We start from the raw sequence: 20,513 nt of genomic DNA, 5'->3' as shown, positions 1-20,513 counted from the left end.
GTGTCGCAGAACGAGTCCACTGTGGACCCGACCGCCGGCAGCACAGCCGACGGCGAACCCCTGCTGGTGGTCGAGGACCTGCACGTGGAGTTCCGCACCAGGGACGGCGTGGCCAAGGTCCTCAACGGCGTCAGCTATCAGCTCGACGCCGGTGAGACCCTCGCCGTGCTCGGCGAGTCCGGGTCCGGCAAGTCCGTCACCGCCCAGACCATCATGGGCATCCTGGACATCCCGCCGGGTCACATCTCCCAGGGGTCCATCCGCTTCCACGGCGAGGACCTGCTCACGGCCAGCGACGAACGCCGTCGCGAGGTCAGGGGCAGCGGGATCGCGATGATCTTCCAGGACGCGCTCTCCGCGCTGAACCCGGTCTTCACCGTCGGGTTCCAGATCGAGGAGCAGCTCCGGGTCCGCAACGGGATGAGCAAGAAGGACGCCCGCAAGCGCGCGATCGAGCTGCTGGACCTGGTCAAGATCCCCAACCCCCAGGGCCGGGTCAAGCAGTACCCGCACGAGTTCTCCGGCGGTATGCGGCAGCGCGCGATGATCGCGATGTCGCTGGCGCTGGACCCCGAGGTGCTGATCGCGGACGAGCCGACCACCGCGCTGGATGTCACCGTGCAGGCCCAGATCATGGACCTGCTGCACGAGATCCAGCGTGAGCGGAACATGGGCATGATCCTGATCACCCACGACCTCGGCGTGGTCGCCGAGGTCGCGGACCGGATCGCGGTCATGTACGCGGGCCGGATCGTGGAGAAGGCGGACGCCAACTCGCTGTACAAGCAGCCGGGGCACCCGTACACGCTGGCCCTGCTCGACTCGCTGCCCCGGCTGGACCAGAAGGGCACCGCGCTCAACACCATCAAGGGACTGCCGCCGAACCTGATGCGGGTGCCCCCGGGCTGCCCGTTCCACCCGCGTTGCCCGCGGGCGCAGGACATCTGTTCGCAGTCGGTCCCGGTGCAGGTCCCGCTCGGCCTCGGCCGGGTCAGCGCCTGCCACTTCGCGGAGGAGGTGGTCAGCGGTGGCTGACACCGACAACGTGCTTGAGGTCCGGGATCTGGTCAAGCACTTCCCGGTCACCCAGGGCATCCTGTTCAAGAAGACCATCGGCCAGGTCAAGGCGGTGGACGGGGTCTCATTCGACCTCCGCCGCGGCGAGACGCTCGGCATCGTGGGCGAGTCCGGCTGTGGCAAGTCCACGCTGGCCCAGGTGCTGATGCGGCTGGAGAAGCCGACCAGCGGGTCGGCCAGCTTCAACGGCCGGGACATCTTCAAGATGCAGGGCGGCGAGCTGCGCAAGCTGCGCCGGAACATCCAGATCGTGTTGCAGGACCCGTACACCTCGCTGAACCCGAGGATGACGGTCGGCGACATCGTCGGCGAGCCCTACGAGATCCACCCCGAGGTCGCCCCCAAGGGCGAGCGGCGGAAGAAGGTGCAGGACCTGCTGGACGTGGTCGGGCTCAACCCCGAGCACATCCACCGGTACCCGCACCAGTTCTCCGGCGGCCAGCGGCAGCGCATCGGCATCGCCCGCGCGCTCGCCCTGCGCCCCGAGGTGATCATCTGCGATGAGCCGGTGTCCGCGCTGGACGTCTCCATCCAGGCGCAGGTGATGAACCTGCTGGGTGACCTGCAGACGGAGTTCGGGCTCTCCTACGTGTTCATCGCGCACGACCTGTCCGTGGTGCGGCATCTCTCCGACCGGGTCGGCGTGATGTACCTCGGCAAGATGGTCGAGCTGGGCACCGAGGAGCAGATCTACGAGCACCCGACGCACCCGTACACCCAGGCGCTGCTCTCCGCGGTGCCGGTGCCGGACCCGTCGCTGCGTGGTCGTCGCGAGGTCATCCGCCTCACCGGTGACGTGCCAAGCCCGGTGAACCCGCCCTCGGGCTGCCGGTTCCGCACGCGCTGCTGGAAGGCGCAGGACATCTGCGCCGAGGAATCGCCACTGCTGGAGATCCGGCTGCCCGAGCCGGGCGCCGCGCACCCCAGCGCCTGCCACTTCGCGGAGGAGAAGCCGCACGTGGTGGTGTGATCGTCTGATGTGGACAGTGGCGGGGCACGGGGATTTCCGTGCCCCGCCACTGTCTTTCAGTCCTGCGGCACCGAGTCGCGGATGAACTGGGCCAGGTCGGCCGACTGCTGGATCCGGCTCGGCTCGTGCACGTACATCATGTGCCCAGCCGGGTAGTGGCGGGTCTCGATGTTGGCGGCCAGCTCGTCCGGGATGGCCAGGTGGGCCAGCACGTGCTCGGAGGCGTAGTAGGGCGTGGCCCCGTCGTGGTAGCCGCAGGCCACGTGCACCCTGAGGTGGTTGTTGGCCCGCATCGCCTCGGCCAGCCGCCCGGCCACGTTCACGTGCGCGCCCTCGAACTCCTTGTAGGACCAGGGATGCACGTTGCCGGTGAGGATCTCGTAGGGCAGATCGTTGGCGTAGCCCAGTTCGGCCCGCACGTACTGGTTGAGCGCGGCCGAGTACGGGCCGAGGATGGCCGAGTAGGACGGGTCTTCGGCGAAGTGCTCGCCGCCGGAATCCGCGTCATGGCCGGCGAACCGGCCGTCCAGCCTGCCTGCCACCCGGCGTTCCGGGCGCAGCAGCTCGGCGAAGAAGCGCAGGTGCTCGATCCGCAGCCGCACCCGGTCCACGTAGTCCTCGGTCAGCCCGGTCAGCCGGGCCAGCTTGGCCACCGCGGTGGCCCGTTCGCCTGCGGTGAGCCGGTTCCCGCGGGCCAGCGCCCACGGGTAGTCCCGCTCGGCGTACTCCTCGGCCTCGGCGAGCACCTCGGCCAGCGGCCGGTCGCCGTGGCGGCCGTGGTGGTGCGCGATGGCCGCGTAGGTGGGCAGGAACAGCGGGTAGGGCAGGTCGTTGTCCTCGGTGAACCGGATGGTGCCCATGTCCAGCACCGCGGAGATCAGCATCAGCCCGTTGAGGTACATCCCGTGCCGGGACTGCAGGTGCTGGGCCAGCCCGGCCGCGCGCAGCGTGCCGTAGGACTCCCCGGCCAGGAACTTCGGCGAACCCCAGCGCCCGTTGCGCGAGGTCCACAGCCGGATCATCTCCCCGACGGACTCCAGGTCCCCGGAATAGCCGTGGTACTCCCCGGGCTTCTCGCCCTGCACCGCCCGGGAGTAGCCGGTGGAGACCGGGTCGATGAAGACCAGATCACTGTGCGCCAGCAGGGTTTCCGGGTTGTCGGCCAGCCGGTAGGGCGGCGCGGCCAGCGCGCCGGCGTCGCCGGTGAGCACCCGGCGCGGACCGAGCAGCCCCAGGTGCAGCCACACGCTGGAGGAGCCGGGCCCGCCGTTGAAGGCGAAGGTCACCGGCCGGGTGGCCGGATCGGCCTCGTCGAGGGTGTAGGCGGTCACGAAGACCTCGGCCTTGGCCGTGTGCCCGGTGAAGGTCCCGTCGGTGTGCACCTCCTGGCGGAGGACTATCCGGCCGGTGGTGGCCGTGTAGGAGAGGGTCCGCTCACCGGTGGAAAGCTCGTGGTGCGTGGTGACCAGGTCGTCGACCGGCTCCGGCCGTGGGACGACCGCCCCGTCGCGCTCCCCGGTTCCCCGCGCCGACTCGCCGTCGAGCGGCGTGTCCGTGACTGCCATGTGCGCACCCTAGACGGCGATTCCCGCACAGAAGGCACAACCCGACAACTGTGTTCAACACTTGGATAACACCGCCCCCAGGAGCCGCCGTGCGCACCCTTGCCGACCTTGACCGCGAGGTCACCCGCTGCCGCCGCTGCCCGCGCCTGGTCACCTGGCGGGAGGAGGTGGCCACGGTCAAACGCGCCGCCTTCCGCGAGCAGACCTACTGGGCCCGCCCGGTCCCCGGCTTCGGCCCACCGGACGCCGCGATCTCCCTGGTCGGCCTGGCCCCGGCCGCGCACGGCGCCAACCGCACCGGCCGGATGTTCACCGGCGACCCCTCCGGCGACTTCCTCTACCAGGCCCTGCACGCCACCGGCCTGTCCTCCAGCCCGGTCTCGGTCTCCGCCGACGACGGCCTGGAACTGCACGGCCTCCGGATGACCGCCCCGGTCCGCTGCGCCCCACCGGAGAACAAACCCACCCCGGCCGAATGCGACAACTGCCGCCCCTGGCTGACCACCGAACTCACCCTGCTCCGCCCCACCCTGCGCGTGGTGGTGGTGCTGGGCGCGTTCGGCTGGCAGGCCCTGCTCCCGGTGCTGGCCGCCGCGGACTGGCGGATCCCGAAGCCGCGCCCCAAGTTCGGCCACGGCGTGCGGGTGGACCTGGCTGGCCAGGAAGATCAGGTGTTGCACCTGCTGGGCTGCTATCACGTGTCCCCGCACAACACCTACACCGGCCGCCTGACCCAGGCGATGCTGCAGGAGGTGCTGACCCAGGCCAAAACCCTGGCGGGTGTGAGCTGAGGTGTTCATCGACGCCGCCGCGGGAGCGTGCGGAAGAACTCGGCCAGCGCGCGGATGATCGCGGGCCGGTCCGCGGGCGCGGCACCCTTCAGTGCGATGCCGAGCGCGAGCAACCGGCACACGCCGGTCACCGCGGCCACGGCCAACAAGGCCGGGACCACCTCTGCAATCACGAGCATGTTCCCGTCCTCTCCACAGACCGCGTGTTCCCCCTCGTCCACGCGGTCCCGGATGACCGGAACAAGCCCGACCTTACGCCCGTCCTGCCATGCTGGCCAGCATGCGGCCGCTGGTGCTCCTCGACGTCGACGGTCCGCTCAACCCCTTCGCCGCCAAGGCGGACGCCCTCCCGGAGGGCTACCGCGAACACCGCCTGCGCCTGTCCCGCTGGCGCCGCGAACCCCAGCTCCGCCTCTGGCTCAACCCCGACCACGGCCCGCGCCTGATCGAACTGGCCGGGCACGCGGGCGCGGACCTGGTCTGGGCGACCACCTGGGAGCACCGGGCCAACAGTCAGCTCGCCCCACTGCTCGGCCTGCCCGAGCTGCCGGTGATCTACTTCGGCGAGCCGGTGCTCGACTCGGTCTGGAAGTACCCGGCGGTGGCCAGGTACGCGCACGGCCGGACCCTGCTGTGGTTCGACGACGACTTCGACCTCTACCCCAGGGCCAGGGACGAGTTCCTCGCCGGGCGCGGGGACACCCCGACCGAGCTGGTCAGGGTCAACCCGCGCACCGGGCTGGGCGAGCCCGACTTCGACCACGCGCGGGAGTGGCTGGCCGGGGTGCGCCGGCCGGGGTGAGGTGCTGCGGCGTGTCGGAGAACACGGCCCGAAACGCCGCACTGCGGCGCAGAACACCCCGGTTCCGGTAAGCGGTCATACCTGGTGGGTGCGACGATTCAGGTATGGCTGCTGTGAAGTCGCAACCGACCCGGATCCTGGTCGTCGGTGGGGGCTACGTCGGTATGTACACGGCCTTGAAGCTCCAGGCCAAGCTGCGCGCGAGTGAGGCGTCCGTGACGGTCGTCGACCCCCAGCCGCACATGACGTACCAGCCGTTCCTCCCCGAGGCCGCCGCTGGCTCGATCGAGCCAAGGCACGTCGTCGTGCCGCTGCGCCGGGTCCTGAAACGCTGTCACGTGCTCACCGGGCGCGTGACCGAGATCAACCACGCCGACAAGCGAGCCACCGTCGCCTCGCCGACCGGCGACCTGGAGTCCGTGGCCTACGACGTGCTCGTCGTGGCCCTCGGCTCGGTCGCCCGAACCCTGCCGATCCCCGGTCTGGCCGAACGAGGCATCTCGTTCAAGACCGTGGGTGAGGCGATCTACCTGCGCAACCACGTGCTGTCCCGGATGGACCTGGCCTCCACCACCGATGACCCCGAGCTGCGCAAGAAGCTGCTGACCTTCGTGGTCATCGGCGGCGGCTACGCGGGCATCGAGGCACTGGCCGAGCTGGAGGACATGGCCAGGTACGCCACCCGCTACTACCGCAACGTCAAGCCCGAGGACATGAACTGGGTCCTGGTGGAGGCGGCCGGGCGGGTGATGCCCGAGGTCAGCCCGAAGATGGGCGTCTACACCGTGGAGACCCTCGAGGAGCGCGGCATCAAGTGCTTCCTGGACACCAGGGTCGAGTCCATGGTGGACGGGCACGTGGTGCTCAGCGACGGCACCGAGTTCGACGCCGAGACCATCGTGTGGACCGCCGGGGTCAAGGCCAACCCGGTGCTGGAGCAGACCGACCTGCCGCGGGACGCCCGCGGCCGGGTGCGCTGCACGGCCAGCCTGCAGGTCGAGGGCATGCCGGATGCCTGGGCGGCCGGGGACAACGCCGCGGTGCCGGACCTGTCCCAGACCGAGCAGGATCCCAACGCCACCTGCAGCCCCTCGGCACAGCACGCGGTGCGCCAGGCCATGCGCCTCTCGGCCAACATCCTGGCCTCGCTGCGCGGCAAGCCGCTCAAGCCCTACCGGCACAAGTACGCCGGTTCGGTGGCCAGCCTTGGCCTGTACAAGGGCGTCGCGGACGTCATGGGGATCAAGCTCAAGGGCTTCCCGGCCTGGTTCCTGCACCGCACGTACCACGTGAGCCGGATGCCCACGTTCAACCGGAAGTTCCGCGTCGTGATCGACTGGACCCTTGCGCTAGTCTTCCGGCGCGAGGTGGTGTCACTCGGTCAGATCAATGATCCGAAGGCCGAGTTCGCACGCGCCACAGCGAGTTGAGCAACCAAGGGTCAAAATTCCATACTTCGGGCGTAAGAGTTACTCCGTCTGGAGTTCCTCGACACAGCGACGTACGGAATGTAACTTGAGGTTGTCTTGACATTCTGTGAGTTGGAACTTGAGACTACGCCCGGTGCCGCACCTGAACGTGTGAAGCATCACACCGAAGAGAGGTGACCGCCATGTCGATCGAGGAGCTGGCCGCCCTGGTACGCGAGGGGAAGGCCAAGGACAGCGCGCTCGCCGACTACGCCGCGGAGTACGCCAAGGCGCGGAAGGTCTTCCGCAAGAAGGACGACTGACACGTGACCGCCGCCGGACGGGGGCAGGAGGCAGCACCAAGGCCACCTGGTCCGCCTGCCGCCACCGAGGTGATCGACCCCGAGTCGACGCCCACCGAGGTGACGCCTGCCGCCGTCCCGCTCCCGGCCAGTCCGTCCAGGACCACCCCGCTGCTGCTGCAGGGTCAGGACTACTACTACCGCTCGCCCAGCACCTGCCTGGACTTCCAGGAGCGGGTGCACGAGATGGGCCTCGTCGAGGAGGACGGCGGCGATCCGCTGCCCTGCGTGCTGGTGCTGGCCAGGGCCGCGGACATGGAGATGAACGAACTCTCCCTCGCGCTGGCCGAACGCGGCATCCGGATGGTCCGCATCGACGCCGACCGCTGCCTCAACCTGCCGCTGACCATCTACACCGACGCCCCGCTGGTCGAGCTGGATCTGCGGCTGCTGCGCCCGATCCTGGTCTGGCGGCGGCACTTCGACATCTCCGCGGTCCCGGTCGACCAGCGCACCATCAGCGGCGCCTACGCCGCCGACCAGTGGCGATCAGTGATCAACTGGCTGGCCCAGCGCACTGACTGGGAGCACGTCAACCCGACAAGGGCCACCTGCCAGCTCGACCGGCTCACCCAGCTCACCGACGCCGCCGCGTTCGGGCTCAGGGTGCCGCGCACCGCGGTGACCACCCAGCCCGGCCGCACCAGGCCCGGCGGCGGCCGCTGCATCGTCAAGACCGCCGGTCAGCACCTGCTGGAGCCCCGGCCGGGCGCGCTGCACGGGCTGTTCCCGCGTCCGCTGGACACCAGCAGGGCCAGTGACAGCCCCGAGTCCGCGCCGGTGATCGTGCAGCAGTTCCTCAACGCCGACGGCGAGCTGCGGGTCTTCGTGGTGGACGACAAGCTGATCAGCTACTGGGTGGAGAAGCTGGACCCGGCGCAGCTGTGGGTCGACCCGGACGCGGTCAAGGTGACCAGGGCGGAGATCCCGGACGAGCTGGCCGTCAAGCTGCTCGCGCTGGCCCGGCACTGGAACGTCCAGGTGGCCGCGTTCGACCTGCTCACCGTGGACGGTGAGCACGTCTTCCTGGAGATCAACGTGAGCTGTGACTGGCGCTGGTTCGAGCACCGCGCCGGCAGCACCGAGGTCTCCGACGCGGTGCACGACTGGGTGGCAGGCCGCTTCACCGAGCTACTCGACGCCCGTGCGGGTCTCTAGCCCGCACGGGCCTCGCGAGCTGCGCTTTCGTGCGGCCGGTCGGGCCAGATGTGTTCGGCCGCACGGGCGAGTTGTCGCGATTGAGACCCGAAAGCGACCTTCCACGGCTTAGGCTGCCCGCTGCCCCCGTAGCCCAATCGGTAGAGGCAGGCCCCTTAAAAGGGTCCGAGTGACGGTTCGAATCCGTCCGGGGGCACTCGACAGCGGCGCCGTCCGCCCAGGTCAGCACGATTCCGTTCGGCTGACACCTAGGCGAACGGCGCCGCTTCCGTCTTTCCTGATAACCATTACCAACTGTAGTTGATCATCAGGCGGAGTGATCGCCCGGTCATCCGAAAGAGAACCGTCATGGTTGTCGCCGGACCGGTGCGCGGGCGCCGTCCTAGGCTGATCCGGTGGAACAGAAGCCGGGACAGGCGCAGGTGCGCGGACGGGTGCTGGTCGTGGACGACGACCTCACCGTGCGCGACGTGGTCCGCCGCTACCTGGAGGGCGCCGGGCACCAGGTCAGGGTGGCCGGTGACGGCGAACAGGCGCTGGCCCTGTTCGAGCAGGCCGCGGCCGACCTGGTGGTGCTCGACCTGATGCTGCCCGGCATCGACGGCCTCGAGGTCTGCCGCAGGCTGCGCAGGCACAGCGCGGTCCCGGTGGTCATGCTCACCGCGCTCGGCGAGGAGGAGGACCGGGTGGCCGGGCTCCAGCTCGGCGCGGACGACTACGTGACCAAACCGTTCAGCCCGCGCGAGCTGGTGCTGCGGGTCAACTCGGTGCTGCGCAGGCTGCGGGTGCCCGCGCCGCCGCCCCGGCTGGACCACCTCGCCGACGGCGACCTGCGGCTGGACCCGGTGGCCCGCCGCGCCAGGCGGGGCGGCGCCGAACTCGCGCTGACCACCCGCGAGTTCGACCTGCTCGCCTTCCTGATCGCCCATCCCGGCGAGGTCTACACCAGGGCCAAGTTGCTGGAACTGGTGTGGGGCTGGGACTTCGGCGACGCGGCCACGGTCACCGTGCACGTGCGCAGGCTGCGGGAGAAGATCGAACCCGACCCGGCCAACCCGGTGCGCATCGCCACCGTCTGGGGCGTCGGCTACCGCTACGACCCGAGCCCGGCATGAGCGAACTCGTGCACGCGGCCACCTACGCGCTCGGTTTCTCCGTCCCGGTCGCGCTGCTCGGCGCGCTGTTCCTGCACTGGTGCCGGGACCGCTCGCTCACCGCGGCCATCACCGTCGCGGTGCTCACCCCGCTGCTGGCCACCCTGGCCGGGGTGACCGCGGTCAGCGGGTTCATGTTCACCAGCCAGCTCACCACCACCGTGGTGATCTGCGTGCTGGTCGGCCTGGTCACCGTGCCAGCCGCGATGCTCTTCGGCCGGGCCATCGCCCGGCGCAGCGTGTGGGAACGTGAGGCCAGGGCCAGGGAACGCGCGGCCGAGGCGGCCCGGCGCGAACTGGTCGCCTGGATCAGCCACGACCTGCGCACCCCACTGGCCGGCATGCGCGCGATGACCGAGGCGCTCACCGACGGCGTGGTCACCGAACCCGCCGAGGTGCGCGGCTACCTGCTGGGCATCGGCCGGGAGACCGAACGGGTCTCGGCCATGGTCGACGACCTCTTCCAGCTCTCCCGGATCACCGCGGGCGCGCTCAACCTGGAACTGACCGCGCTGCCCCTGCGCGACCTGGTCAGCGAGGAGGTCGCCGCGCAGGCCGCGATCGCGCAGCGGGCCGGGGTCACCCTGGCCGAGGTGCCCAGTGACTGGCCGGTGGTGCACGGCAGCGCGCGCGAGCTGGGCCGGGTGCTGCGCAACCTGCTCAGCAACGCCATCCGGCACACCGATCGCGGCGGCGTGGTCGCGGTGGCCGCCGGCGAGGTGGACGGGCAGGGCTGGCTGGCCGTGGACGACGGCTGCGGCGGCATCCCCGACGGCGAACTGCCCAGGGTCTTCGACGTGGCCTACCGGGGCAGCGCGGCACGGACCCCAGAGCCCGAGCAGGCCGCCGGAGCCGGTCTGGGCCTTGCCATAGCCAGGGGACTGGTTGAGGCCCACCACGGCCGGATCAGCGCCAGCAATCACGGTCCGGGGTGCCGGTTCGAGATCCTGTTGCCACTCGCGCGCTGAAAGGTTCACCCGAACGTGTCGTTGCGGTGCGACACTGAGTGGCAATGGGCGCGGAAGAGACAGGACTTTTCGGGCCGGACTCGGTCACCTGGCGGGTGCACTCGGATCCGGTGCTGTTCCTCGGCGGCCTGCGGGCGCTGTTCCTGCAGGCGCTGCACCCGCTGGCGATGGCGGGGGTGGCGCAGCACTCCCAGTTCCAGGCCGACCCCTGGGGCAGGCTGATCCGCACCGCCGAGTACGTCGGCACCGTCACCTACGGCTCGCTCAGCCAGGCCCAGGCCATCGGCGCGGTGGTCCGGCGGGCGCACCGCGGGCTGACCGGGGTGGAGCCGGAGACCGGCCAGTCCTACCGGGTCACCGATCCGGAGCTGCTGCTGTGGGTGCACAACTGCGAGGTCGACTCCTTCCTGGACACCGCCCGGCGCAGCGGTATGCGGCTGCGTCCCGACGAGGCCGACGCCTACCTGGCCGAACAGGTCCGGGCGGCCCGGCTGGTCGGTGTGCCCGAGGCGATGGTCCCGGACTCGGTGGCCGCGCTGGCCGACTACTTCGCCCGGATGCGCCCGGTGATCCGGTGCACCGCGGCCGCCCGGCGCACCGCCCGGTTCCTGCTGTTCCCGCCGATGCCGACCCCGGTGCAGCTGTTCACCCCGGCCCGCCCGGCCTGGGCCGCGCTGGCCGCGCTGAGCTATTCGCTGCTGCCGGACTGGGCCCGCCGCGGCTACGGCCTGACCGGGCTGCCCGGCACCGAGCTGACCGCCACCGCGCTGGCCCGCTCGCTGCGGCTGGTGCTGATGGCACTGCCCACCTCACTCCGGCAGGGCCCGCACTATCGGGCGGCGCAGGCCCGGATCGCCTCGGTGTGTGACCGAACGGCCTAGTGGGTATCCCCTCGCGGGGGTCACCCGAAAGGCAGGCCATGAGCGCACCCGAATCGAAGTCCAGCCGAGCCGAGGGCCCGGACCTGGTGGAGCAGGGACCCGAGGACGCCGACGTGCTCTTCGTCCTTGATCCAGCGGGCCTGGGCAGGCACGGCGACCTGCCAGCCAGCTGGCGCGGCATCGCCCGCTCCACGCACATCGCCTGGCTGCGCCTGCCAGCCGCCGAGGCCGCCATGCCCAGGGCCAGGGACGTGCTGGAACGGCTGGCCGAGGGCGGCGGCGCGATCGACCTGGTGGCCGAGGGCGCGGCCGCCGAACCGGCCATGCTGCTGGCCACCGAGTCCTTCGCCGGCGGCGAGCCCAGGACGGTCCGCTCGGTGCTGCTGGTCGACCCGGAACCCCGGTCCCGGCCGATCGAGCAGGTGCTCATCGGGCACGGGGTCCGGGTGAAGGTGCTCGACCGCGGTGCCACGCGGGTGCCGCTGGGGCATCCGAGGGTGGTGGCCGAGGTCGCGGGGGAGTTGCACGGCCGTCGCATGCCCGCGCGGCCGCGCCGCACCAGCAGGCGGCCGTCGGTGGCCGGTCAGGTGTGGCAGGCCGTGCGGATGCGGATCAGGGACCGGTTCACCCGGCCCCGCTGAGCGCTCAGACCCGGCCGCTGCCGACCACGCCGTACTCGTAGGCGAAGACCACCGCCTGCACCCGGTCGCGCAGGTCCAGCTTGGTCAGCAGGCTGCTGACGTGCGTCTTCACCGTGTGCTCCGACAGCACCATGGCCTTGGCGATCTCCGCGTTGGACAGCCCTCTGGCCACCAGCTCCAGGGTCTGCGCCTCGCGCGCGGTCAGCGTGTCCAGCCGAGGGTCCGGGTTGTCCGGGGTGGGCCGCAGCGCGCGGCTGACCACGTCCTGCACCAGGCGGCGGGTCATCGAGGGCGCCAGCATCGCCTCGCCGGTGACCACCACCCGCACCGCGTGCACCAGGTCGTCCCGGCGCACGTCCTTGAGCAGGAAGCCGCTCACCCCGGCGTGCAGCGCGTCGTAGAGGTACTCGTCCAGGTCGTAGGTGGTCAGCATGACGACCTTGGCCTCGGTCTCGGCGCAGATCACCCTGGCCGCCTCGATGCCGTCCATGGTGGGCATCCGGATGTCCAGCAGCACCACGTCCGGGCGCAGCATCCGGGTGGCGAAGACCGCGTTCGCGCCGTCCTCGGCCTCGGCCACCACCTCGATGTCGGGCTGGCTGTCCAGGATCAGCCGGAAGCCCGCCCGCACCAGTTCCTGGTCGTCGGCGATCACCACGCGGATCGGCTCTACGCTCTGCTCGCTCACCACGGTCAACTCCCCCGTCCTACCCGGCTCACCGGGAAGTCCTTGTGCGCCAGCGGAATCTCCGCCGTCACCATGAACCCGCCACCCTCGCGCGGGCCGATCCGCACCACGCCGCCGCAGGCGCCGACCCGTTCCCTGATCCCGACCAGCCCACGCCCGCCGCGACCCGGCGGCGGGCTGTCCCCGCCGATCCCGTCGTCGAGCACCAGCACCGCCAGCTCGGCCCGCGACCAGCTCAGCCGCACCTCGGCCCGGCCGGCCCGAGCATGCCGGACGGTGTTGGTCAGCGCCTCCTGGATCAGCCGGTAGACCGCCAGTTCGGTGTCCGGCGGCAATGGCGCCGGGGTGCCGGAGACGCTGTGCTCCACGTGCAGCCCGGTGGCCCGGACCGTCTCGATCATCCGCGGCACGTCGTCCATGGTCGGCTGCGGCGCCCGGCGCGATTCGGCCGGATCCCTGGGCACCATCCCGAGCAGCCGCCGGAGCTGGGCCATCGCGTCCCGGCCCGCGGTGGCGATGGCGTCGAAACTGGCCTCGGCGCGGGCCGGATCGGCCCGCACCACCAGCGGTCCCGACTCGGCCTGCACCACGATCAGCGCCACCGCGTGGGAGAGGATGTCGTGCATGTCCCTGGCGATCCGGGCGCGCTCCGCGCTGGTCGCCCGCTCGGCCTCCAGCTGCTGTTCCTGCTCCAGCCGGTGCGCGCGTTCCTCCAGCGCCACGGTGTAGGCGGCGTTGGTGCGCACCGCCCAGCCCAGCAGGTAGGCGGTCACCGAGCAGGTGGTCAGGAAGGTGAACTCCTGGAACTCCATGTGGTCGATCCCGGAGTGCACCACCACCGCGAGCAGGGCCAGCGCCAGCGTGATCCGGCGGATCAGCGGCTCGCTGTGCCTGCTCACCGTGTAGACGCCCACCAGCGGGCCGTAGATGCTCCAGATGTCGGGCAGGTCCAGCGCGATGTAGACCAATTCGGCCACGCTGACCGTGATCATGGTGAGCATCGGCGACTGCCTGCGGAACAGCAACGGCAGCGCGGTGGAGGCCGCGACCAGGTAACCCCACCACGGTGGCGGACCGCCGCCGAGGCCGAGGCCGAGCGGCAGCTCGACCGCGAGCAGCACGATCACCACTACCAGCAGGTCCGCCTGACGGGCACTCAGGTTTTGCAGCGGGCGCGGCGGACGCCAGCCGAGTGGTGTGGACATGCGGGCTCCGAACCACTGCGCGACCAGGGCAGTACCCCCCAACCTACCGCCGGTGTGCGCGCTGAGGTCAGGGGCGTTCGGGGTGCTGTTCTGCCGGTTCTGCGGGTTCGGGTCCCGATGGTCGAGTTGCCAGGGCATCGCCCTGGCCGGGACCGTGCCCGAGGTGGACGGTGGCCGGATCGCCCGCGAAGCCCACGGCCGCGCCCGCCGCGACCGTTCCGAGTTCGCCGCCTCCACCCAGTTCCTCCTCCCCCGCCCGCCTGACCTGCGGTGAAAGCCGCGGCCGTCCCGCCGCACGCAGCTCCGCCCGCCACGGCGGTGGGGCGTGGGCCGACAGCGCGCGCCAGTGCCGTCCCGGGCACGCACGCCAGGTCTGCCCCGTCAGCGTTCCCGGAACGACGCCCGCGCACCTCGGCTGACGGTGGCGAGTTCGGCACCCGCGATGGAGGTAGCCCCCGGAAGGTTTCCGACCTGGGGACTAGGCCGCATGGCGTCCTCAGAGCGAGGGGGCTCCGGACAACCGGCCATTGTGGACTGAGAAGGGTCGGCGGATGGGGTCCGTTGTGGACGGTCAACCCGCCGAACGGCGGCGTTTGTGCTTGTTGTCCTGGTACGCGGTTACTGCCTTGCGTGAACTTCGCCAGACACCATCTGGTCCTTGCACTGCGTCAAGTCGTCCGCGTTGCGCTGCCTGACGCAGAGCGGGCAGAGTGAAGTCCTCGGACACCAGGGCGGCGAGTGGGACCAGGCGGGCGGGACCTGCCACGTTGGGCACGATGAACCGATTGAGGTTGTCGTACATCGCCCTGGCGATCAGTTCGCCCAGTGCTCCGTAGTCACCGGTGTCAGCTCGTTGCAATGCGGTGAGGTAGGCGTCCCGCTGCCGCTTGAAGATGACCACCGGCGGGTGGCCGAGCCGGACCAGGATGAGGTTGAGGACAAGCCGTCCGGTGCGCCCGTTGCCGTCGAGAAACGGATGTACCCGCTCGAACTCGTTGTGCAGACGGGCCAACTCCTCGGTCAGTGGCCGGTCTGGTTGCTCGCCCGTGCTGAGTCGCTGACCCACCTGGCAGACTTCGTCGACCCATTGCTGCATCCGAACTGGCACCAGCGGCCAGGCCGGCGGTGTCATGCCGCCGGAGAACGGGCGGATGTCGTGTTCGCGAAAGCATCCCGGCCCTTCGTGATCGGTGGCGTCCTTGTGTGGGGCTACGTCCCAGACCGGCGTCATCGCGGTGTGGTGTACCTGCCGGACTTCGCTGAGGGTCAGCAACCTGCCGTCGTGCCAGCCGTCGGGTTCGAGCGCCTGCCCGTAGACCCAACGGGCGGCATCGGCGTAGCCGCGCACCTCGTTGTATTCCCCGAGCGGTTTGGCTCCGACCGCGCGGCCTTGGTCGAGCAGTGCCTGCACCTCACGAAGCACCAGCGTGTTGCCCTCCAGGGCCGTGGAGTGGTGGGCTTCCAGATGCCAGATGTCGTCCCAGATCGACTGGGCTTCTTTGGGGTTGGGCAGGCCGCCGAACCGGGTGTTCAACTCGGCCAGGGCGTGTTCCAATCGCTGGTAGACACTGGCCCGGCTCGGCCGTCCCCTGCCCGCCACTACTGCTCCGCTTCTGGCCCGCACCAGGCCCAGCTCATCTCGCCGCGAGTTTGATACACCTGCGCCGCATCTAAATAAACTTATCAAACAGGGCGTGAGATGTTACTCAGTGGCACATGATGTTGCGGAGAGTATCGGTTTTCTAGTTCACCCGAAGGCTGGTCAGCAGGGCCGCGTGGTCGGAGTAGAAGACCCCGGGCCCGTGCCGGGGCAGCCGGGTGTCCAGCACCTGGCCGCCGGTGACCACCGCGCCCCTGGCGAAGGTCAGGTCGATGCGCTGCGGTGTGATCATCCGCTCGGTGGGCTGCGGGCTCCAGGTGCGGCCCTCGGCGGTGCACGGGCTGGGGTGCGCGGCGCGGTAGGTGTCGGTGAAGCCTGCCTCGACGAGCAGGTCGGTGGTGCGCAGCGGGTAGGACATGCCGAAGTGGTTCGGGCAGTCCTTCCACTGCTCGGTCCAGTCACTGGCCGCCGGGGTGTTGAAGTCGCCGCCGAGCAGGGCCGGGCCCGGCGGGAGGTGCCGGGCGATGATCTCGGACAGGTAGGTGGTCTGCGCGGTCTCGGCCGCGGCGACCGCCGCCGGGGTGTGCCGGGGCGGCAGACCGGCCCGGATGGCGGCGGCGTTCTCGTCGATCAGGTAGCCGTTCCACGGGTCGGTGTAGGGCAGCCAGGTGTCGAACAGGTTCAGCCGGCCGCCGCCGGGCAGCCGGACCTGGACACCGCCGAAGTTGAACGCGGTCACCTTGCCACCGGCAGGCGCGGGATAGGTCCTGGTCACCGGGTAGCGGGTGAAGATCCACAGGTTGTCGCCGCCGGTGGTGCTGGGCGTGATCTGGGTGCCGGAGTAGGCGCCCTTGCCCGCGCGCCGGGTCAGGGCCTGGCGGATCTGCTCGCCCGCGCCGTAGGTCTCCACGGCGAACAGCACGTCCGGGCGGGTCGCCACGATCTGGTCCAGCAGCCGGGGCAGGTTGTCCGCGCCTGCGCCGAGGCCGCCGCGCCAGATGTTCCAGGTGAGCACCCGGACATCGGCTGGGGCGGCCGTGGCAGGCACGGCCAGGCCGATCGTGAGTGCCAGTACGGACAGGAACAGACGGGACCAGCGCATGCGCGCAGGCTAACGGCGACAGATGAACGGCCGGTGGATCGCTGCCCCCCAGAGCGGCAATCCACCGGCCGACAACAGAAAACCGCGTTCCGGCCCCCGGCGGAACTCATTCGAACCCAGTCGAATCCGCGCTATGTTCGGCCGGTGATCCTGCTGCGATGCGACGCCGTGACGGTGGCGAACATCCGGCTGTCGCACTCGCCGATCATGGAGGCGGTCAGCTGGCTCAGTCTGGCCGCGACCGGTGGCAGGCATCCCGTCTTCGGCGATCCCGGCGCACTGGCCAGGGACTCGCTCGGCGCGGCCGAGGTCGAGCTGGTCACCGAGTTGCTGCCGCTGGACGGCAACCACTACACCCCGGACCTGCTCACCCCGCAGCCCCGGCCGGGCACCGCGGGCGAGGCACTGGAGGCGCAGCTCACCGACCTGGCCGAGAGTCCGGCGGAGCTGGTGGCCGAGCAGCTGGGCTTCGCCGAGAAGCACTGGGGGCGGCCGATGTCGCCGCGGGTGCGCGGGCTGGCCGAGGCGGGCACCCTTGGCGGGCGGCTGGCGGCCGGGCTGGGCACGTTCTGGCGGCGGGCGCTGGCCGAGGGCTGGGGCGAGATCGAGGCGCTGGTCGAGGCCGACCTCGCCGACCGGGCCCGGCTGCTCGCCACCAGGGGCGTCGGGGAGGTGCTGTCCACCCTCGATCCGAAGTGCAGCTGGACCGGCGCGGCGGTGGCCATCGACAAGCCGTACCAGGCCGAGGTCGACGTGGCAGGCCAGCCGATCGTGCTGGCGCCCTCGGTGCTGAGCTGGCCGAAGTTCATGATCCAGTGCGACGACAAGCAGCAGGTCGCGCTGTACTACCCGGCGGCCAGGGTCGGCGTGCGGACCCGGCGGGATCCGGCCGAGCTGGCTCGGGTGGTCGGCAGCACCAGGGCCGCGCTGCTGGCCGACCTGGGCGCGCCGCGCTCCACCGCCGAGCTGGCGCTGCGGCACGAGCTGGCCCCGGCCACGGTGTCCTACCACCTGGGCACGCTGCGCCGGGCCAACCTGGTCACCGCCAGCCGGGACGGCCGGTTCGTGCTCTACCAGCGCAGCGCGCAGGCCGACGCGCTGGTGGCGGCGTCCTAAAGCTCGAACAGCGTGCCGTCCGGCGGTGCGGCCACCCCGGCGGCGACCACCTCGGCGTGTTCCGGCGAGGCCGGGTCCAGCACCGGGTTGGTGTTGTTGAGGTGGGTCAGGATCCGGTGTTTGCCTGGGAAGCGGGACAGCACGTCCAGTCCGCCGCCCGGACCGGCGATCGGGATGTGCCCCATGGACTTCTGGTCCGCGTCGGCCTTCTTGCCGGTCGCCCCGGACATCTCCGCCGCGGCGTGGAAGGTGCCGTCGATGATCACGCAGTCGGCGTCCGCGACGAACTCGTCGAAGCCCGCCGGCCACTCGCGCAGGCAGGGCGCGTAGACCAGCGTGCCGCCACTGGCCGGGTCGGTGATCCGGTAGGCCACCACCCACGGTCCGTCCATTGTGGACTTTGCCGCGTACCGGGGCCGCTTGCCGCTGACCGGGAACGCGGTCACCGTCAGCTCGCCCGCCGGGTGCACCGGCACGCCGGGGGAGACGGTGTGCCAGTCCCAGCGCCGGTAGTGCTCGACCGTGCCGCGCAGGCCGAAGTCCTCGGTCAGCCCGTGCAGCACCGCCTCGGGCGCCCACACGTCGAGCCGGTCGCCCTCGCGCAGCAGCATCAGGCCGAGCGAGTGGTCCAGTTCGGCGTCGGTCAGCAGCACGCCCTTGACCGGGGTGTCCCGCGGCGGCTTCGGCCGGAACTCCTGGTGCGCCAGCAGTTGCGCCCGGATGTCCGGACTGGCGTTGACCAGGAACCAGCGTTCGCCGGTGGCGCTGACCGCGATGCCGTCCTGGGTGCGGTGGGTCAGCAGGCCGTCGCGGCCTGCCGAGCACATCCGGCAGGCGCAGTTCCACTGCGGGAAACCGCCGCCTGCCGCCGTGCCCAGCAGCAGAACCTTCATCGTGCTCCTCGTTCGGCGGCCAGCCAGCGCATCGCCAGCGGTGCGTCCAGCGGTTCGGGCGCCTGGTGGTGACGGGCCAGGATGGTGTCGATGATCGGCCGGTCCGGCGACTTCGAGCACACCGGGTCGGTGGCCGCCGCGTCCCCGGTGAGCAGGAAGGCCTGGCAGCGGCAGCCGCCGAAGTCGGTCTCCTTGCGCGGGCAGACCTGGCAGGTCGGGCTCATCCACTCGGTGCCGCGGTAGGCGTTGAAACTCTCGCCCTGGTACCAGATCTCGGCCAGTGGCCGGTCCTTGACGTTGTCCAGTTTGAGCGTGCTGATCGCGGTGGCCGCCGGGCAGGGCAGCACATCCCCGTTGGGCGCCACGGTGAGCTGACGCGCGCCCCAGCCGTGCATGCAGGGCTTGGGGTAGTCCTCGTAGTAGTCGGCCACCACGTAGACCACCTGCATCCGCCCGGCCAGCCGCTTGCTCGCCGCGCGCACGATCGGCTCCGCGGTGGCCAGCTGCTCCCTGGTCGGCATCAGCTGGGCCCGGTTCTTCAGCGCCCAGCCGTAGTACTGGGTGTTGGCCAGCTCCAGCCGGTCCACGCCCATGGTCTCGGCCATGGTGATGATCTCGCCGATCCGGTCGTGGTTGAGCCGGGTGAGCACCACGTTCCCGGTCAGCGGCAGGCCGACCTTGTGCACCACCTTCGCCGCGGCCAGCTTGCGGTCGTGCGCGCGGGCCCCGGCCACCTGGTTGCCGCGCACCGGGTCGGAGTCCTGAATGGACAGTTGCACGTGCGCCAGCCCGCGATCGGCCAGGTCCTGGAGCACCGGTTCGGTCAGGCCGAGCCCGCTGGTCACCAGGTTCACGTAGCAGCCGAGGTCGCTGGCATGCTCGACCAGCTCGCGGATGTCATGGCGGGCAAGGGGTTCGCCGCCGGACATGTGCACCTGCAGCACGCCAAGCTCGCGCGCCTGGGTGAGCACCGTGCGCCACTGGTCGGTGGTCAGCTCGTTGTTCTTGGCGATCAGCTCCAGCGGGTTGGAGCAGTACGGGCAGTGCAGCGGGCAGCGGTGGGTCAGCTCGGCGAGCATGCCCAGCGGGGCCTCGGCAGGGGACACCGGGATCTCAGACATCGGCCACCGCCAGTTCCACGATCCGTCGCTCGATCAGCGCGGCCAGCAGCCCGGCCACGTCAGCCACCGCAACCCCTTGGTAGCGCTCGGAGAGCAGCTTCACCACCGCGTCGACGTCGTTGACCCCGTCGCAGTGTTCGAGCACCGCGGCCGCGGTCGGGTTGGGCACCAGCACGCCCTCGGGGAAGAGCAGCACGTGCGTCTCGCGCACCTTGTCGTAACTGAGCCGCACCCCGCGGCGCAGCCTCGGCCGGGAGGTCCCGGTGATTTCGCTCATCGGGGTCAGCCCTTCGCCGCGGCGCGTTCGATCGAGTCCAGCAGGCTCCACAGCACATCGCACTTGAAGCTCAGCGCGGCCACCGCCGCGTCCTGCAGTGCCCTGGTGTCGCAGTGCTCCAGCACCAGGTCCACGGTCTCCTTGCCCTCGCCGGAGACCTTGTCGATCCGGGTGGTGAAGTAGGCCAGGTCCTCGCGCCGGATCCAGCTGTAGCCGGCCAGCACGTCGGAAACCCGTTGCCGCATCAGGTGTCCGGAGAACATCTCGGTCAGCCCGGAGGCCACGCCGATGATCCACGGCTGCTGCCGGGCGAAGTTGACATAGGCGTCCACCGCGAACCGGGTGCCGGGCGCGATGTGCCGCTGGTCCAGCACTTCCTCGCGGGTCAGGCCAACGGCCTGGCACAGCCGCAGCCAGCTGGCCGCGCCGCCCTCGCCGTCGACCTTGCCGTCGTGGTAGACGATCCGGTCCAGCCACTGCCTGCGCACCTCGGGCAGCGGGCAGTTGCTGATGATGGCCGCGTCCTTCTGCGGCAGCATGCACTGGTAGTACCAGCGGTTGGCCGCCCAGGTCCGCAGCTCGTGTTCGGTCAGCTCACCGGCGTGCATCCGCTGGTGGAAGGGGTGCGTTCCCCAGTAGCGATGGGACAGGGCCTGCAACGCGGCGAGGAAGTCCTCACGCGACAACACATCCTGGCTGGTGGCCATCTCCGCACTACCTCTCGAGGAGAACT

General features: G+C 70.6%; 22 protein-coding genes and 1 tRNA gene. 13 read left to right on the top strand and 10 right to left on the bottom strand.

Annotated elements, in window-relative coordinates; all coding sequences use genetic code 11:
* Together HNR67_RS01365 and HNR67_RS01360 are read left to right on the top strand one after the other, a co-directional pair.
* On the top strand, window positions 1-1,035 hold the full coding sequence (locus HNR67_RS01365; protein WP_312986184.1) for an ABC transporter ATP-binding protein: 1,035 nt from the start codon (window positions 1-3) through the stop codon (window positions 1,033-1,035).
* On the top strand, window positions 1,028-2,047 hold the full coding sequence (locus HNR67_RS01360; protein WP_185000183.1) for an ABC transporter ATP-binding protein: 1,020 nt from the start codon (window positions 1,028-1,030) through the stop codon (window positions 2,045-2,047). Before HNR67_RS01365 ends, HNR67_RS01360 begins: the two co-directional genes overlap by 8 nt.
* Before the next feature lie 56 nt (window positions 2,048-2,103).
* Here HNR67_RS01360 and HNR67_RS01355 read toward each other — a convergent pair whose 3' ends face one another.
* Complete coding sequence (locus HNR67_RS01355; protein WP_185000182.1) at window positions 2,104-3,612, bottom strand: S10 family peptidase; 1,509 nt, start codon at window positions 3,610-3,612, stop codon at window positions 2,104-2,106.
* Window positions 3,613-3,701: 89 nt separating this feature from the next.
* Between HNR67_RS01355 and HNR67_RS01350 the strand changes: the two genes are divergently transcribed.
* Window positions 3,702-4,403 carry a uracil-DNA glycosylase gene (locus HNR67_RS01350; RefSeq protein ID WP_185000181.1) on the top strand — a complete coding sequence of 234 codons (702 nt, stop codon included), beginning with the start codon at window positions 3,702-3,704 and terminating at the stop codon, window positions 4,401-4,403.
* 5 nt (window positions 4,404-4,408) lie between these two features.
* Here HNR67_RS01350 and HNR67_RS01345 read toward each other — a convergent pair whose 3' ends face one another.
* Window positions 4,409-4,582: a hypothetical protein gene (locus HNR67_RS01345; protein WP_185000180.1), complete on the bottom strand. Its 174-nt coding sequence runs from the start codon at window positions 4,580-4,582 to the stop codon at window positions 4,409-4,411.
* Window positions 4,583-4,683: 101 nt separating this feature from the next.
* Between HNR67_RS01345 and HNR67_RS01340 the strand changes: the two genes are divergently transcribed.
* From HNR67_RS01340 to HNR67_RS01305, 8 genes are all read left to right on the top strand, one after another.
* Window positions 4,684-5,205: an HAD domain-containing protein gene (locus HNR67_RS01340; RefSeq protein WP_221489743.1), complete on the top strand. Its 522-nt coding sequence runs from the start codon at window positions 4,684-4,686 to the stop codon at window positions 5,203-5,205.
* Window positions 5,206-5,309: 104 nt separating this feature from the next.
* Complete coding sequence (locus tag HNR67_RS01335; RefSeq protein ID WP_185000178.1) at window positions 5,310-6,635, top strand: NAD(P)/FAD-dependent oxidoreductase; 1,326 nt, start codon at window positions 5,310-5,312, stop codon at window positions 6,633-6,635.
* A 305-nt stretch (window positions 6,636-6,940) separates the two neighbouring features.
* Window positions 6,941-8,134, top strand: a complete 1,194-nt coding sequence (locus HNR67_RS01330) for an ATP-grasp domain-containing protein (RefSeq protein ID WP_185000177.1) — start codon at window positions 6,941-6,943, stop codon at window positions 8,132-8,134.
* Between the two features lie 122 nt (window positions 8,135-8,256).
* Window positions 8,257-8,330, top strand: a tRNA-Leu gene (locus HNR67_RS01325).
* A 199-nt stretch (window positions 8,331-8,529) separates the two neighbouring features.
* Window positions 8,530-9,249, top strand: coding sequence for a response regulator transcription factor (locus tag HNR67_RS01320; RefSeq protein ID WP_312986183.1), 720 nt, complete (start codon window positions 8,530-8,532; stop codon window positions 9,247-9,249).
* The gene (locus HNR67_RS01315; RefSeq protein ID WP_185000176.1) at window positions 9,246-10,256 is read left to right on the top strand and encodes a sensor histidine kinase; all 1,011 of its coding nucleotides are present in this window, start codon (window positions 9,246-9,248) and stop codon (window positions 10,254-10,256) included. Before HNR67_RS01320 ends, HNR67_RS01315 begins: the two co-directional genes overlap by 4 nt.
* Window positions 10,257-10,300: 44 nt before the next feature.
* On the top strand, window positions 10,301-11,137 hold the full coding sequence (locus HNR67_RS01310; RefSeq protein ID WP_185000175.1) for an oxygenase MpaB family protein: 837 nt from the start codon (window positions 10,301-10,303) through the stop codon (window positions 11,135-11,137).
* Window positions 11,138-11,175: 38 nt separating this feature from the next.
* Window positions 11,176-11,778 (top strand): hypothetical protein, encoded by a 603-nt coding sequence (locus tag HNR67_RS01305; protein ID WP_185000174.1) that lies wholly within the window; start codon window positions 11,176-11,178, stop codon window positions 11,776-11,778.
* A gap of 4 nt (window positions 11,779-11,782) precedes the next feature.
* On the opposite strand, the gene HNR67_RS01300 is transcribed toward HNR67_RS01305, so the two are convergent.
* Together HNR67_RS01300 and HNR67_RS01295 are read right to left on the bottom strand one after the other, a co-directional pair.
* Window positions 11,783-12,466: a response regulator gene (locus HNR67_RS01300; protein ID WP_185000173.1), complete on the bottom strand. Its 684-nt coding sequence runs from the start codon at window positions 12,464-12,466 to the stop codon at window positions 11,783-11,785.
* A gap of 5 nt (window positions 12,467-12,471) precedes the next feature.
* Window positions 12,472-13,671 (bottom strand): sensor histidine kinase, encoded by a 1,200-nt coding sequence (locus HNR67_RS01295; RefSeq protein WP_185000172.1) that lies wholly within the window; start codon window positions 13,669-13,671, stop codon window positions 12,472-12,474.
* Between HNR67_RS01295 and HNR67_RS01290 the strand changes: the two genes are divergently transcribed.
* A complete protein-coding gene (locus HNR67_RS01290) occupies window positions 13,670-13,945 on the top strand; it encodes a hypothetical protein (RefSeq protein ID WP_185000171.1) in 276 nt (91 codons plus the stop codon). The two genes, HNR67_RS01295 and HNR67_RS01290, sit on opposite strands and share 2 nt — an antisense overlap.
* 297 nt (window positions 13,946-14,242) lie before the next feature.
* Here the strand turns inward: HNR67_RS01290 and HNR67_RS01285 are convergent, their stop codons facing one another.
* Together HNR67_RS01285 and HNR67_RS01280 are read right to left on the bottom strand one after the other, a co-directional pair.
* Window positions 14,243-15,205, bottom strand: coding sequence for a Fic family protein (locus HNR67_RS01285; protein WP_221489741.1), 963 nt, complete (start codon window positions 15,203-15,205; stop codon window positions 14,243-14,245).
* Between the two features lie 208 nt (window positions 15,206-15,413).
* Window positions 15,414-16,373, bottom strand: a complete 960-nt coding sequence (locus tag HNR67_RS01280) for an endonuclease/exonuclease/phosphatase family protein (RefSeq protein ID WP_185000169.1) — start codon at window positions 16,371-16,373, stop codon at window positions 15,414-15,416.
* Window positions 16,374-16,517: 144 nt separating this feature from the next.
* Between HNR67_RS01280 and HNR67_RS01275 the strand changes: the two genes are divergently transcribed.
* Complete coding sequence (locus tag HNR67_RS01275; protein WP_185000168.1) at window positions 16,518-17,489, top strand: ArsR/SmtB family transcription factor; 972 nt, start codon at window positions 16,518-16,520, stop codon at window positions 17,487-17,489.
* Here the strand turns inward: HNR67_RS01275 and pqqB are convergent.
* The 4 genes from pqqB to pqqC are packed head-to-tail and all read right to left on the bottom strand — an operon-like array spanning window position 17,486 to window position 20,487.
* A complete protein-coding gene (pqqB, locus tag HNR67_RS01270; protein WP_185000167.1) occupies window positions 17,486-18,382 on the bottom strand; it encodes a pyrroloquinoline quinone biosynthesis protein PqqB in 897 nt (298 codons plus the stop codon). The genes HNR67_RS01275 and pqqB overlap by 4 nt on opposite strands.
* Window positions 18,379-19,503 carry a pyrroloquinoline quinone biosynthesis protein PqqE gene (gene pqqE, locus HNR67_RS01265; RefSeq protein WP_185000166.1) on the bottom strand — a complete coding sequence of 375 codons (1,125 nt, stop codon included), beginning with the start codon at window positions 19,501-19,503 and terminating at the stop codon, window positions 18,379-18,381. The genes pqqB and pqqE overlap by 4 nt, the downstream gene beginning before the upstream one ends.
* On the bottom strand, window positions 19,496-19,780 hold the full coding sequence (gene pqqD / locus HNR67_RS01260; protein WP_185000165.1) for a pyrroloquinoline quinone biosynthesis peptide chaperone PqqD: 285 nt from the start codon (window positions 19,778-19,780) through the stop codon (window positions 19,496-19,498). Before pqqD ends, pqqE begins: the two co-directional genes overlap by 8 nt.
* A 5-nt stretch (window positions 19,781-19,785) precedes the next feature.
* Window positions 19,786-20,487 carry a pyrroloquinoline-quinone synthase PqqC gene (pqqC, locus tag HNR67_RS01255; RefSeq protein ID WP_185000164.1) on the bottom strand — a complete coding sequence of 234 codons (702 nt, stop codon included), beginning with the start codon at window positions 20,485-20,487 and terminating at the stop codon, window positions 19,786-19,788.
* Window positions 20,488-20,513: the final 26 nt, after the last annotated feature.

This window comes from Crossiella cryophila (genome assembly GCF_014204915.1).
Lineage (GTDB): Bacteria > Actinomycetota > Actinomycetes > Mycobacteriales > Pseudonocardiaceae > Crossiella > Crossiella cryophila.
The sequence above is the reverse complement of the archived record's forward strand: the minus strand, read 5'-3'. Positions and strand labels throughout refer to the sequence as shown.